This is a genomic window from Candidatus Leptovillus gracilis, assembly GCA_016716065.1.
Taxonomy (GTDB): Bacteria; Chloroflexota; Anaerolineae; order Promineifilales; family Promineifilaceae; genus Leptovillus; species Leptovillus gracilis.
Genome location: JADJXA010000001.1, coordinates 843,799 through 857,519 on the forward strand (window position 1 = coordinate 843,799; position 13,721 = coordinate 857,519).

The following is a 13,721-nucleotide window of genomic DNA, read 5'->3' on the forward strand; positions in this document are numbered from 1 at the left end:
GTATTTTTCGGCCACGCTGCGGCTTACATCTATAGTGGAACGTAACAACAGTGCTGCTCTGGAAAAGAACAAACCAGCTCAGTCGTCATATTGGACCCACCAAAACAAAAATTTGCCGCAAACGCTATCTTGGACCATGAAGGAGCGAAACATGTATTCAACAAATCGTAAACTAATCCTGTTTATTAGCCAGGTACTATTGGGAGGGCTGTTGTTAACGGCCGTTCTCAACCGCGCCACCCTCGCCGCTGAACTAGAGCAGGCCGCGGGGGCCAACATTCTTTACCTGCCCTCGGTGCAGATCAGCATCCCATCCTCGGTGATATTGGACGAGATCATCGTGAAGCTAGACGCACAGCAGGCGGGGGCGACCATCGCGGCCATCAACCAGACCTACAACACCACAACGGTACGGCCGTTATCCCTCGGCCGCGCCATCTACCTGCTGCAAACCGTGCCCGGCGCAGACCTGGACCAGCTCGCGCAAACGATGACCGCCGATAGCCGCATCGTGTACGCCGAACCGAATCGTCCCACCGACGCCCCGGAATCTATTGGCCGAGAGGCGTTCTCCTGGGGTGGGCCGGATGATGGTCCCTATAACGAGCAATACGCCCAAGAGATGCTGGGGCTGCCCGCTGCCCACGCTCTTAGTCAGGGCGCAGGCGTGATTGTGGCCGTCATTGATACCGGTGTGCAGTTGAACCATCCCCACCTGGCCTCCCACTTAACGGCCGCTCGCATTGACTTTGTAGATGGCGACGACGTGCCAGAGGATGAATTTAGCGGCGGGGATGATTATGGCGCGGGGCACGGAACCCACGTCGCCGGTATCGTCCGCCTGACGGCCCCGCAGGCGCAAATCATGCCCATTCGCGTGCTGGATACCGACGGCCGGGGTTACTCTGCCACCGTCGCTGAAGCCATTCTTTTTGCCCTGGAAAATGGGGCAAATGTCATCAATCTCAGTCTGGGTATGCCTTACGAGTCTCCTCTGCTGCAGGATATCATCGAAGATGCCACGGAAGAAGGGGTGGTGGTGGTGGCCGCTGCCGGAAATTTGAACAGTACGCAGAAGCAGTACCCGGCGGCGACGGAGTGCGTGTTGAGTGTAACGGCCGTTAACCCCAACCGGATCAAAGCCGATTTTGCCAGCTACGGAGACTGGCTGCTGCTGTCTGCGCCGGGCGTGGGCATTTACAGCACCCTGCCCGTAGATGGCTATGGCAGTTGGAGCGGCACTTCGATGGCCGCCCCCTTTGTCGCCGGGCAGGCGGCGCTGCTGCTGGGCCTGAACGCGGGCCTGAATGTGGCGCAGATAGCCGATTTGATGGGGGGAACGGCCGTTGACCTCAATCCCTTCAATCCCAGCTACACCAACCAGCTAGGCGTCGGCCTGATCAACGTCATCGCCAGCCTCAACGCCCTGCAATCGGGCAACATCCCCATCCTGGAACTGCTGGACGAAGACTGCGACGACGATGACAATGACGACGGCGCTGCCCACAACGCTGGTGATTATTTTATGTTTGCCAAAGCGTCCGGCGATGGCGGCTCCTCCGACCCTAAAGTCTACGAACCAGTCTGTGACGGCGCCAACGACAAACAGGCGGATATCAGCGGCAGCAATAGTGATTTTTACGGCCGTTTGCACAGCAACGCCGACCTGGCCATTTCCGGGTCAGATAACCGGTTCCGCAACACCCTTTCGCCCAACTCCGAGCTAACCTACGGCGTCAACGACGGACCCTCATCGGCCTGCCAGTTGCAAGCCGAAAATTCCAACACCTATGCCAGTGGCTACCCCCTCAACATCACCGGCAATGGCAACCCAGGCAGCATCCAGGGGCCTTACCAGATTGGGCCAAAAGGGTGGCCAGGCAACCTGGGCAAGTTCCTGGACGTCAGCGGCATGACCTTTGGCAATAACATCGCCCAGGTTTTGCCGGGCCGCGTCTGTGACCGCGGCTCCTTAACCCACTCCGGCGTCATCGAAATTACCGCCGCCGATAACGGCAAGGTCGTCTGCAACGGCGGCGATCCCATCGTCATCAGCGACTCCGGTCTGGGCACACCGGTCAATCCCTTCCGCGTGACAATGGTGTCGCATGGGCTGATCGAAATCAGCGGCTCCAACCATTATCTGGCCCCAGCCGCCTATAGCGTGCTGGCTTGGACCGACCAGCGATTCAGCAACGAAGCCACCAGCATCAAAATCGCCGGGAGCAATGTCAACGTCATCGAGCGGGCGATCCTCTTCTCGCCGCGCAGCGGGCAGGACGTTTCCGGTTCCAATAATGCGCTTTTGTGTATCCAGATGGTCGGCCAGGGGGCGCTCAAAGCGGCGGGCAGCAACTCGGTTTTGGGGCCGTTCGCCCCCGGCTGCTAACGTCCAGGTTGCCTCAAGTTTGAGAACAGGCGCGCGAGATGACGCTCTCTCGCGCTTTTTTTGTTTTTCCGCTTGGACCTGACAGATTTCCGGAAACCTGTCAGGTCTTACTGGAAAACTGCTGTATTTTCTCCCCATCGGTCGGGCTTATATCTGTTAGCCGCACAAACAGCGGCAGCTACGTTACAACAAAACCCGATCTTGGAGGCAACGCAATGACAGAACAGTTAAACGCTTTCGGGCATTTGCTGATTATTTTGGCCTTTATCATCCTGCTGATTGACATCCGGCGGAACCAGCGCACCCTGCGCCGAACGATACGGCACAGCCGCTGGGTTTACCGGACAATCCTGGCTGTGGCAGTTTTTAGCGGCCTGGCCAATGGCGTCTGGCTGATTTATTTTGCGGCCGATCTGGAGGTGCACACTGCCCTGGGTTGGTCGCTGAGTTCGCTGACCCATCTAAGCATCCTGCTGCTGGTTTTTACTGTGGCGGTGTTGATACGCTCCAAACTGGTGGGCGAGCGCGTGGAGGGCAGGCGCCGCATCCTGGCGATTGGCGCCCATCCCGACGATTTGGAAATCGCCTGCGGTGGCACGCTGGCCCGCCTCTGCGACGAAGGCCATCTGGTGGCCGGCCTGATTCTGACACACGGCAGCCAGGGCGGCGACAGCCTGATTCGCCAGATGGAGGCGCAGAATGGGGCCAGCTTTCTCGGTTTGCACGACTTTACCTTGCTTAACCTGCCGGACACGAATTTGGATTTAGACGGGGTGCGCCAGGCGATTGAAGAGAAGGTGCAAGCCTTCCGCCCGGACATCATCTTCACCCATTCAGAGCATGATCAACATCAGGACCACCAGATCATCCACCAGGCGACGCTGCAAGCAGGGCGGCGGGTGAATACGATTCTTTGCTATGAAAGCCCTTCAACGACGCTGGACTTCAAGCCCAGCCTGTTTATTGAGATTGGTGATTACGTAGATGTGAAGATTGAGAGTATCCGCGAACACCAGAACCAGGCGCGTAAGGCGTACATGGACGCCGCTCTGGTGCGTTCCCAGGCGCGGGTGCGCGGCGAACAGACCAAGACCCATTATGCCGAGGGCTTTGAAGTGCGCCGCGCCCTGATGATGGAAGGAGGAATCTTATGAGAGTGCTGGTAACTGGCGTTGGTGGCCCGGCCGGCCGCCACGTGAGCCAATTGTTATGTCAGGGCGGGCACAAGGTGATTGGCGTGGACATGCAGTTGGTGACGCTGTCGGGATTGGCCGCCTTCTACCAGGCCCCGCCGGCGCGTGACCCGACGTATGTGGATTGGTTGGCGCAAACGGCCGTTACCGCCGACCTCATCATCCCTACCGTGCAGGAAGAGCTGACCATCATCGCCGCCGCCCAGGATAAGCTGCCCTGCCCCGTTCTCATTGCTCCGGCCCTGCCTGTATCTGTCGCCCACGACAAATACCAGACAGCGCAAGCTCTGGCTGTTAGCGGCGTGCCCGTACCTGAATTTGTCCGTCCGGCTGACCTGCATTCGGCCGCCGACGTGGCAACAATGGTTGGTTGGCCTTGCCTGAGCAAACCGCGCGTCGGGCGCGGCGGGCGCGGCGTGACGGTCTACGACAGCCCGGCGGATTTCCCGGCTCTGGCGGCTTTGGATGAAGATTACATTGTGCAAGCATTTGCCCCCGGCGCGGAATACGCCGTCAATCTCTATGTGAATGGGGTGGCGACAGTGGTGGTTGTCCTGGAAAAGACGGCTTTACGTGAAGGGCGCACTGGCAATGCTGCCCGGGTGCGCCGGGTGGACGCGCCAGATGTGGCGGTAACGGCCGTTGCCGCCGCCCGCGCCCTGGGATTGACTGGCCCACTGGACATAGACATCCGCCGCCGCGCCGATGGTTGCCCCCTGGTGCTGGAAATCAACGCCCGCTTTGGGGCCAACATCGCCCACGCACCGGAAGTTCTGGCGATTGCTCTGGCGTAATCCGTATTCCGTGTTCCGTATTCCGTGAACTGTCACAGACGGGTTACGGACTACGGGTTACGGTTTACGAACAAGGCTCTTCTATGCTTACACTCATCCAATTCACCTACCTGCTGCTTAGTCTGTTAGCCCTCATTGTCGGCTGGCACATGCTGCTGTTCTTCCCGTTGTCGCTGCTGCATCAATACCGGCAACGGCGGCCAGCGGAAACGGAACAGGAACGGCCGTCTGTCTCCATCATCGTACCCGCCTACAACGAAGCAAAGGTCATCGGCAACTGCGTTCGCTCCATCTTGCGCTCCGACTACGACTGTTACGAAGTCATCCTGGTCAACGATGGTTCCAGCGACGACACCCTGGCTCAGATGCAGCAGTTCGCTGCCCAGCCGCGCGTGCGTGTGATTGACAAGCCCAACGGCGGCAAGGCGTCGGCGCTGAACGCCGGCATCCGCCAGGCGCACGGCGACGTTCTCTTCTTTGTTGACGCCGACGGCATTTTCCGCCGCGACACCATTCGCCAGATGGTGATGGGTTTCAACAGCCCGGCCGTTGGCGCCGTCTGCGGCACAGACTGCCCGGTGAACCTGGACCGCTTACAGACGCGCCTGATGGTAGTGCAAACCCATGTTACCACCGGCATGGTGCGCCGCGCCCTGGCAGCGATCAACTGCCTGCCCATTGTCTCTGGCAACATCGGCGCGTTTCGCCGCGACGTGTTAGAGCAGATCGGTTACTTTCGCCACGGTTTCATTGGCGAAGACCTGGAGCTGACCTGGCGGGTCCATCGCGCCGGTTATCGGGTAGCCTTCCAGCCGGAGGCGGTGGTTTATGCTGAATTGCCCTCGACGGTGAAGGCTTTGTGGAAACAGCGGGTGCGTTGGGGTCGAGGGCTGCTGCAAACGGCCGTTCTCCACCGTGATATGTTCTTCAAACCTCACTATGGTCTGATGGCTCTCTACCTGCCGCTCAATGTTCTCAGCCTGACTCTTATCCCCATCCTGCAACTGCTTTTGCTCTGCCTGCTGTTCACTCTGCTGGCTTCAGGGGCCAGCCCGCTCGAAGATGGTTTCCTCAGCTTCTTGGGCTGGCTGGGCTTTGCCGCAACCAGTTTTACCACCGCCTTTGCCATCGCCTTAAACCGCGCCTGGACCGACCTGAGATACATCTACGTGCTGCCTTTGTGGATACCCTACGCCTTCTTTCTCAATTTCGTCATGCTCTGGGCGTTTGTCCTGGAACTGCGCGGCGTAGAGGCAAAGTGGAACAAGCTGGAGCGCACCGGCGTGATTAGCCGCCGGGATACAGCGCTTTGAGGCATTGATGACAAAAAACACCAGGGAATGGATTCCCTGGCTAAAACAGGAAGTATGCTGACGCACACTCTGGTAAGGAACCCTTATGAATTCTCCGTTTTTATCGAATATGAGCCATGCGTTTGGTTTTTTTATACTGTTGGCTGTTTTGGGATTGCTGACGGGGTGTCGGGAAACGGCCGTTTCCCAGCCTACCACCAACGAGATAACGCTTGAAGCGTTGTTAGACGATGCAGCCAACCAGCCAGTCGCCAAAGAGCTGCGCGAGGAAGATTTACCCGGTCGTCTGGCAGAATCGGGAGCGAACGAGGACGATTTGGAAAATCGTCCTACAGAGGCGGTGCGGCTGCCCGTCATCCCGACGCCGACGCCGACGCCAGCGCCCATTCGCGCCATCGGCGTCAATTACGCCCATGTTTCTGCCAGTCGCAGCGAGGTCCCCGCCCTGCAAGCCTACGCCGCGGCCGTTGGCGTCAACATGGTCGGGCTGAACGCCGGGCGGCCCGATTGGGCCTACTTCCGCTGGCAAGAACATCCAGAATACTGGTCCAGCGCCGTGCGCAGCAGCAGCATTGATTTCCTGGCCGAGGACACCCTGAATTTCCGCACCGGAGGTCTAGCCAACGTCCACATCAACGCTATGATAGACATCTACGCACCCAACTACATCGCCGCCCACCCGGAAACGGCGGCCATCAGCTATTGGGGCGAAGCCAGCCCGCTGCTGGTCAGCACGGCCGCTCTCGCGTCTGGCCCCTTCCACGATTTGGTCCTGGAAATGATCGCCGCCATAGCCGCCAACTACCCGGTGGACTCCATCTCCATCACCGAACTCTCTTACCGCATTTACGGCTACGGGCCGGATGATCTGGCGCTCTACCGCGCCCATACCGGCCGCGACGATTGGCCGCGCAGCCGAAACGGCGTCATCCTGTTCGAGCATCCTTCGATTGGCGAATGGCGCTCGGCGGCGCTGGCCGGTTTTCTGGCCAAGGCGGCGGCCATTGCCCAGGCCCACGGCAAAGAACTGTTCTTCGACGTTGAAGTGAGTTGGGGCGATCTGGCGAATGAGGGGGGTGAGTACGGCCACGATTATGCCACGCTGCTAACGGCCGTTAACCGCATCATCGTCTGGGGCTACACCGATCTGGCCGGGTATCCGCCCGCATACGCCGGGGAGATTGCCACCTACCTGGCAGAACGTTACCAGCCAGAGCAGATCATCCTATCGGTAGGGTTATGGGGGCCAAATGGCACGGTGATGGCAGCAGAGGAGATGGCAACGGCCGTTGCCGCCATCCAAACCAGCGCCATCCCCCACGTCTGGATCACCCCCACCTCCCTGCTGACCGCTGACCATTGGGAAAAGTTGCTTCCTGCGGCGCACGATTAAGTTTGCACCCTTTTGCCCACTTTCTTGTTACCTATGTAGGAGAACGTTATGCATGACTTAAGCGACGCGGAATTAGTGGAACGCGCCCAATATGGCGACCTGGAGGCCGTTGGTCTGTTGTATGACCGGCATCGCACGCCTATTTTTCGGTATGTGCGCGCCCGCATCTACGACACTCACCTGGCCCAAGACCTGACGGGCGAGGTCTTTTTGCAGATGGTGGCCCACCTGGAAGATTACCAGATAACGGCCGTACCCTTTTCCGCCTGGCTGTACCGCATCGCCCACAACCACATCGTCAACTACATCGGCCGCAAGGAAAACCAATACCAGCACGTATCGTTGTTTGAGGCGGGCAACCTCAATCAAAGAGAGGCAAACCCGGCGCGCCTGGTAGAACGGCAGTTGACCCTGGAAGCGGTGCAGCAGGCGTTGGAGCGCATTGACGAAACACAGCGCGAGATCATCATCTTGCGCTTCTGGCTCGGCTACTCCCTCAAGGAAGTAGCCACCATGCTCGATAAAACGGTAGCGGCCGTGAAATCGCACCAACATCGCGGCTTACTCGCCCTGGAAATGGTAATGAAATGATGAGTGAAAACGGAACAACACACAAAATGGATGCCGAAGAGGTATTACAGCAAAAGTTAACGCAGCTAGAGTTAGGCTACCCGCTGGACGAGACGCTGGCGGATGCGCCGGAGCAAGAAGCGCGGCTGTTGCAGTTGGCAGTGGCGCTGCAAGCGACCCCCTTCCCGGCCGAAGACGAAGCGATGGCCGCGGAGCAGCGCGCCCGGCTGCTGCGGGTAACCAAAGGGTTGGCCCTGAAACCAATACCCGTCGCTGAGCCAACCGCAGCAACTCCGGCGGCCGGCGCGGCCTTTGTCCTCTTGCTGGATCGGCTGCGCGCCGGGATGGACGGGCTGCTCCAGCGGCGCGAATTGGCGGTTGGACTGTCGGCGGCGCTGGTCGTCGTGGTGGCAATCCTGGCTGTGGGCCTGTTCCGCTGGCAAGATAGCCGTCAGGCGGGCATGGCTGCCCAGGATGAGTCGTCGGCGCTGGTAGATGCAGGCCCAGAAAGAGATAGTGCGCCCAGCGTTGGCCCGGAAGCGGGCGAGACAGCCACAGGGGAGGAAACGGCCGCAGCCAACCCCACCGCCGATGAACCCATCGCTGCCCTCCCAGACGCCACCGCCGGGCACAGCATCTTCCTGCCGGTGACGACCAATCCACTGGTGACAAATGCGCAAACGGCCGTTCTGGAAACCATCCACGGCCTCGTCGAGCGGCAAAACGAGGATGGCAGTTGGACGGTCGTGCCGCGCCTCAGTTCGCTGACCGCCGGGCAGCGCATCCGCACCGGCTCACTTTCCCAGGCCAGCCTCACCTTTTACGACGGCAGCCAGGCCACCCTCAGCGCCAACAGCGAGCTGACCATCGAGCAGTTAAATGCCCTGCGCGCCGAAGAAGGGCTGCGGACCATCGTTCTGACCCAACACCTCGGCGAAAGTGACCACTATGTGCAGTTCCGCAGCGATGGCGGCTCCCGCTACGAGGTGAACACCCCGGCCGGCTCCGGCATCGCCCGCGGCACCCAATTCCGCGTCCTGGTAACGCCTGAGCTGCAAGCCCAATTCGCCGTCAGCGAAGGCAAAGTGGACGTGACCGGTTTGAATCAGACAGTCTCTGTGGTGGCCGGGCAGACAACGGCCGTTCTCGCCGGCAGCCCGCCCCAACCGCCTGCCTTCCGCATTTATGGTGAAGGCGAAGTCAGCCAGATTGGCCCGGTCTGGACTATCGCCGGGCAGACCTTCGAGACCAACGACCGCACCCGCATCATTGGCGCCCCCCAGGTGGGCGACCTGGTGCGCGTCGAAGGGCGGCTGTTAGACGACGGCCGTCGTCTGGCCGACCGCATCACCCTGCTGCGGCGCGCCGTTGCCAACCGCTTCACGCTCAGCGGCGCCGTCGAGTCTATCGCCGCAACCGTCTGGGCGGTGGCCGGGCAGACCATCCTGGTAGACGCCAATACGCGCCTGGACGACGACATCGTCATCGGTAACCGGGTGCGGGTGCAAGGCGTCATTTTGGCCGGGGGCACGCTGCGCGCCGAACGCATCGAACGATTGGATGACCTGGGACACCCCTTCCGCTTCACCGGTCTGGTAGAGATGATCGGCCGGGACGCCTGGACTATTTCTGGGGTGACCATTGCCGTTAACGCGGCAACGGCCGTTGACAATGGCCTGGTAATCGGCGATCTGGTAGAGGTGCGCGGCCGGATTCTGGACGACGGGACCTGGCTGGCGCGCCGCATCACGCGGGCCAGCGATGACCTGCCGGAGTTTTCCTTCAGCGGCCGGGTGCAGGCTATAGACCCCTGGCAGGTAGCCGGCGTCACCTTTGAGACGCGGGAATGGACGGCCGTTGATCCCAGCATCAGCATCGGCGACCGGGTGCGGGTACACGGCGTCATCCTGGCCGACGGAACCTGGGTGGCTTCCAGCATCCAGCGCCTCGGCGGTGATGATGATGACGACGATTACGACAGCATCATCCTGGTCGGCATCGTCAGCAGCATCAACCCCTGGGTGGTCAATGGTCTGCAACTGTTTCTCACTGATAGTTCGCGCATCCTGGGCGACATTCGCGTCGGCGACCTGGTGCTGGTGCGCCTGCGGCTGGCAGCCGATGGCACGTGGCAGGTGGTGAGCATACGGCCGTTCACGCCGCGCTTTGGCCTGGGCTGCCTGGTCATCAACACCATCGTCCTGGGCGTGCAGCCCAACCAGCTTACCCTGCAACACTGGCCCACCCTCAGCCTGGACGACGACGATTTCGACGATCTGGGTGATATCGCCTTGAACAGCGTCATCACCTTGCCGCTCTGTTTCAGCTTTGACGGCGTCATTGTCATCATCGCTCCCATCATTATCATCTACCCACCGATCGTCATTATTATGCCGCCTGCGCCACCGCAGCCGCCACAACCGCCGCCCAGAGGCAACAACAACGGCAACAACAACCGCAACAACAATGGCTAGATGGGCTAGATTGGACCAATCTTGAAGATTGGTCCAATCTACTTTCATACCCAACCATGACAAACCTGACCACCTGGATAACTCACAAAGAACGCGAGAGCGCAGCAGTAAAGCAAACGGCCGTTCTCCCCTGGTCTGCTCGTTTGCTCGTGGCGCTCATTGCCGGAGACGTCCTCTTTCTGCTGGCCCATTTCTTACTCGTCTTCACGCCCCTGTTGACCAGCGGCAGCTTTTATCTGGACGTGGATGGCGGTTATCCCGAATGGGTTCAATACCTGAAATTCGGCAGCCTGGCGGCGCTGATGGCGCTGCTGTTCCGGCGGCAGCGCGCGCCGTTGTATCTTTTTTGGCTGGCGCTGTTTGCCTATCTGCTGCTGGATGACGCCCTGCGTTTGCATGAAGTAGCGGGCTTGTGGCTGGCGGAAACGGCCGTTTTGCCCCCCCTCCTCACATTACGTCCCCAAGACCTGGGCGAATTGGGTTTCTCCGCCGTGATAGGTCTGGCTTTGCTCACGGCGCTCGTGCTGACCTACCAGTTCAGCCGTCCTCAGGCGCGGCGCTTTTCCCAGGGGCTGCTGCTGGCGCTGGCGGCGCTGGCCTTTTTTGGCGTCGCCGCCGATATGGTGCAGGTGATGGTTTTACCCTGGCTGCGGCCATACCCCTTCCTGCGCGAACTGTTTGTGGCCGTCGAAGAGGGCGGGGAAATGATGACGGTGAGCGTCATGGTCTGGCTGGCTTACCGGCGGGCAGAGCGGATACATGGCTGGACGGCCGTTCAGATCAGCGCCTGGGTGCGGGAAACGGCCGTGGCGCTGGGGTTGTTGGGGGTGGTAACGGCCGTTTTCGCCCTGATTCAATGGGGCACGCCCGCTCTGGTAGGCAACGATGGTTATTACCACGCCAAAATGGCCTACCTGCTGCGCCAGGGCGGCCTGGTCGCTGCCCAACCTCATCTGCCCCTGACCGTCCTCGGCGGCGACAACTTTTACAACCACCATATGCTCTATCACCTCTACCTGGCCCTCTTCGCCCAGACAGACCCGGCGCTGGACGGCGGCCTGGCGCTGACGCAGCAGGTAAAAGTCGCCACGACCCTGCTGGCCGCCCTACCCTTTATGGCCGTTTGGTGGCTGCTGCGCGGGCAAGGGGTGCGGCGGCCTATCTTGTGGACGTTGGGACTGTTTGCTCTGTCGGAGCCGTTCCTTTACCGCCTGAGTATGCCCCGCGCCCAGTCCGCCTCATTGTTGGTGTTGGTGTTGGGGCTGCATTGGCTGCTGCACGGCCGTTACCGCCGGCTGCTGCCGTTGGGCGTGGTCTACGTCTGGCTCTACGACGCCTTTCCGCTGCTGCTGGTGATGGCGGGCATCTATTTTACGGTCGTGTTCCTGACAGAGCGGCGGCTGGTCTGGCCGGCGCTGCTCTACCCGGCGGCGGGCATTGCCCTGGGCCTCATCGTCAACCCCTATTTCCCGCAAAACATCACCTTCATCGGCCACCATTTGCTGGCTAAATTGGGTGGCAGCGGGGCTGTCCGGGTGGGCATTGAATGGTATCCATATGACACCGGGGCGCTGCTGCAAAACTCTGGTCTGGCGCTGGCGCTCTGGCTGGGGACACTGCTGTGGTGGATGATATTCCGTAAGCCGTATTCCGTGTTCCGTAGGTCGTCGTTGGCAGACACGGACAACGACTCACGGACAACGACTCACGGCTTACGGCTTACGGCTCACGGCTCACGCAACCTGCTCACCCTATTTCTCCTCACGGCCGTTTTCGCCCTCATGCTCTTCCGCGCCCGCCGTTTCATCGAATACTTCCCCGCTTTTGCCCTCATCTTCGCGGCGCTGAGCTTGGGAATGGGACACGGATCCACACAGACCTGGGGTGAGCCTGGTCGAGCCATGAACACGGAATACAATCCGCGTTTATCTGCGTTCATCCGCGTCCTATTAAAACCGATTTTGGTGGTCTGTCTGGTTTTGCTGGTTTTGCTCAATGTGCGGGCAGCGCGAACGGCCGTTGCCGATTCTTACCCCGCCGATCAATACACCTCGGCTGCCCTCTGGCTGCGCGCCTACAGCGAACCGGGCAGTATGATCTGGCATACCGATTGGGACGATTTTCCCCGCCTCTTCTTCTACAACAGCGACGCCCGCTACACGGTGGGGCTGGACCCCACCTTCATGGCGCGCCACGACCCCGTTTTGTTCGATGAATGGGTACAACTGACACGCGGCCAAGCGGCCCACCCCGGCGCAGCCATCGGCGAACGCTTCGCCGCCGCCTACGTCTTCTCCGACCTGGAACATGAGGCGTTCTTACAACAGGCAGCCGCCGACCCTGATTTGCGTGAGATTTATCGCGATCAGTACGCCGTCATTTTTGTGGTGGAAATGCCAGAGGGAGTTGAACGATGAGAAAAACATCTGTGCTTTTCACGCCAGATTTCTGAGATGATCAGGTGGTATCTTCCCAGTAACTTGGGATGGCTCGGGTCGGTCTCCTGACTGTGCCACAACGGGCACGGTCAGGAGAGCCGCCTTTCGGGACTGAGAAGTTACCACAAACCAGTTTCGCTGAGGGTTCAGGCGGGCCAGATTTTGCGCCCGCCGCCGGGCGGCACAATCGCGGCAATTTGCGCCAATTCGACGGCCGTTAGTGGCGGCAGCAGACCGGCCTGCACGTTGTCGCGCATCTGTTGGGTGTTTTTTGCGCCGGGAATAACGGTGGTCACGGCCGGGTGCGCCAGGGTGAATTGCAGCGCTAACTGCGCCAGAGTACGGCCGTTCGCCAACGGTTCCAGTTGGGCAACCTTCGCCAGATCATCCAGAAAAACAGCGTTTTCCTCCGGGGTTTCATGCCAACGGCGGCGGAAATCCCCTTCCGGGAAGCGTGACTGCGCGTTGTACTTACCGGCCAGAATACCCATCGCCAGCGCGCCGCGCACGATCACACCGATGTTGTGCGCCTGACAGTAAGACAGAATATCCGCTTCCGCGGTGCGGTTGAGGATGCTGTAATCCACTTGCAGCACAGCGCAGCCGTCATCGGCGTTGAAGGCTTGCAGGTAACCAAAATCGCTGGTGCTGACGCCATAGGCGCGCACTTTACCATCTCGCTGCAGCCGCTGAAAACCGGCCAAAAAGATTTCCATGTTCGGCTCGCGGAAGTCAATGTGGCTCTGGATGACATCCACGTAATCGGTTTGTAGGCGGCGCAGATTGCTCTCCACACCGGCGATCAGCTTTTCCACTGTGTCGTAGGCCGATTGGCGCGCTTCGCCGTCGAAGCCGCGCCAGCCGATTTTGGTGGCTACGATGAAGCTGTCGCGCCGCCCCTGCATCGCCTGACCCAGCAGTTCTTCGCTGTGGCCGCTGCCGTAAACGTCGGCTGTATCAAAGAAGGTGACGCCGCTGTCCAGGGCGAAGTCTATGGCGTCGAATATTTCCTGGTCGTCGGTCGCGCCCCACTGGTCACCGCCGGCGGCCCACAGGCCCATGCCAATTTCGGTGACAGAGAGGCCGCTTTTGCCCAACGGCCGTTCCTGTAAAGATGGATTGTTCATGTAATTATCTCCTCGATCACGCCCACCACG

At 60.2% G+C, this 13,721-nt stretch carries 9 protein-coding genes; 8 read left to right on the forward strand and 1 reads right to left on the reverse strand.

Annotated elements, in window-relative coordinates; translation table 11 throughout:
* The first annotated feature begins 151 nt into the window (after nucleotides 1-151).
* From IPM39_03540 to IPM39_03575, 8 genes are all read left to right on the forward strand, one after another.
* Complete coding sequence (locus IPM39_03540) at nucleotides 152-2,389, forward strand: S8 family serine peptidase (protein MBK8985144.1); 2,238 nt, start codon at nucleotides 152-154, stop codon at nucleotides 2,387-2,389.
* Between the two features lie 215 nt (nucleotides 2,390-2,604).
* The gene (locus IPM39_03545; GenBank protein ID MBK8985145.1) at nucleotides 2,605-3,543 is read left to right on the forward strand and encodes a PIG-L family deacetylase; all 939 of its coding nucleotides are present in this window, start codon (nucleotides 2,605-2,607) and stop codon (nucleotides 3,541-3,543) included.
* Nucleotides 3,540-4,376 carry an ATP-grasp domain-containing protein gene (locus IPM39_03550; GenBank protein MBK8985146.1) on the forward strand — a complete coding sequence of 279 codons (837 nt, stop codon included), beginning with the start codon at nucleotides 3,540-3,542 and terminating at the stop codon, nucleotides 4,374-4,376. Before IPM39_03545 ends, IPM39_03550 begins: the two co-directional genes overlap by 4 nt.
* Nucleotides 4,377-4,459: 83 nt before the next feature.
* Nucleotides 4,460-5,689, forward strand: a complete 1,230-nt coding sequence (locus IPM39_03555; GenBank protein MBK8985147.1) for a glycosyltransferase family 2 protein — start codon at nucleotides 4,460-4,462, stop codon at nucleotides 5,687-5,689.
* 85 nt (nucleotides 5,690-5,774) lie between these two features.
* Nucleotides 5,775-7,082, forward strand: coding sequence for a hypothetical protein (locus tag IPM39_03560; protein ID MBK8985148.1), 1,308 nt, complete (start codon nucleotides 5,775-5,777; stop codon nucleotides 7,080-7,082).
* Between the two features lie 48 nt (nucleotides 7,083-7,130).
* A complete protein-coding gene (locus tag IPM39_03565) occupies nucleotides 7,131-7,673 on the forward strand; it encodes a sigma-70 family RNA polymerase sigma factor (GenBank protein ID MBK8985149.1) in 543 nt (180 codons plus the stop codon).
* Nucleotides 7,670-10,126, forward strand: a complete 2,457-nt coding sequence (locus IPM39_03570; protein MBK8985150.1) for a FecR domain-containing protein — start codon at nucleotides 7,670-7,672, stop codon at nucleotides 10,124-10,126. The genes IPM39_03565 and IPM39_03570 overlap by 4 nt, the downstream gene beginning before the upstream one ends.
* 56 nt (nucleotides 10,127-10,182) lie before the next feature.
* Entirely contained in the window at nucleotides 10,183-12,543 is a 2,361-nt protein-coding gene (locus IPM39_03575; protein MBK8985151.1) for a hypothetical protein, read from the forward strand.
* A 167-nt stretch (nucleotides 12,544-12,710) separates the two neighbouring features.
* Here the strand turns inward: IPM39_03575 and IPM39_03580 are convergent, their stop codons facing one another.
* The gene (locus IPM39_03580; GenBank protein ID MBK8985152.1) at nucleotides 12,711-13,691 is read right to left on the reverse strand and encodes an aldo/keto reductase; all 981 of its coding nucleotides are present in this window, start codon (nucleotides 13,689-13,691) and stop codon (nucleotides 12,711-12,713) included.
* Nucleotides 13,692-13,721 lie beyond the last annotated feature (30 nt).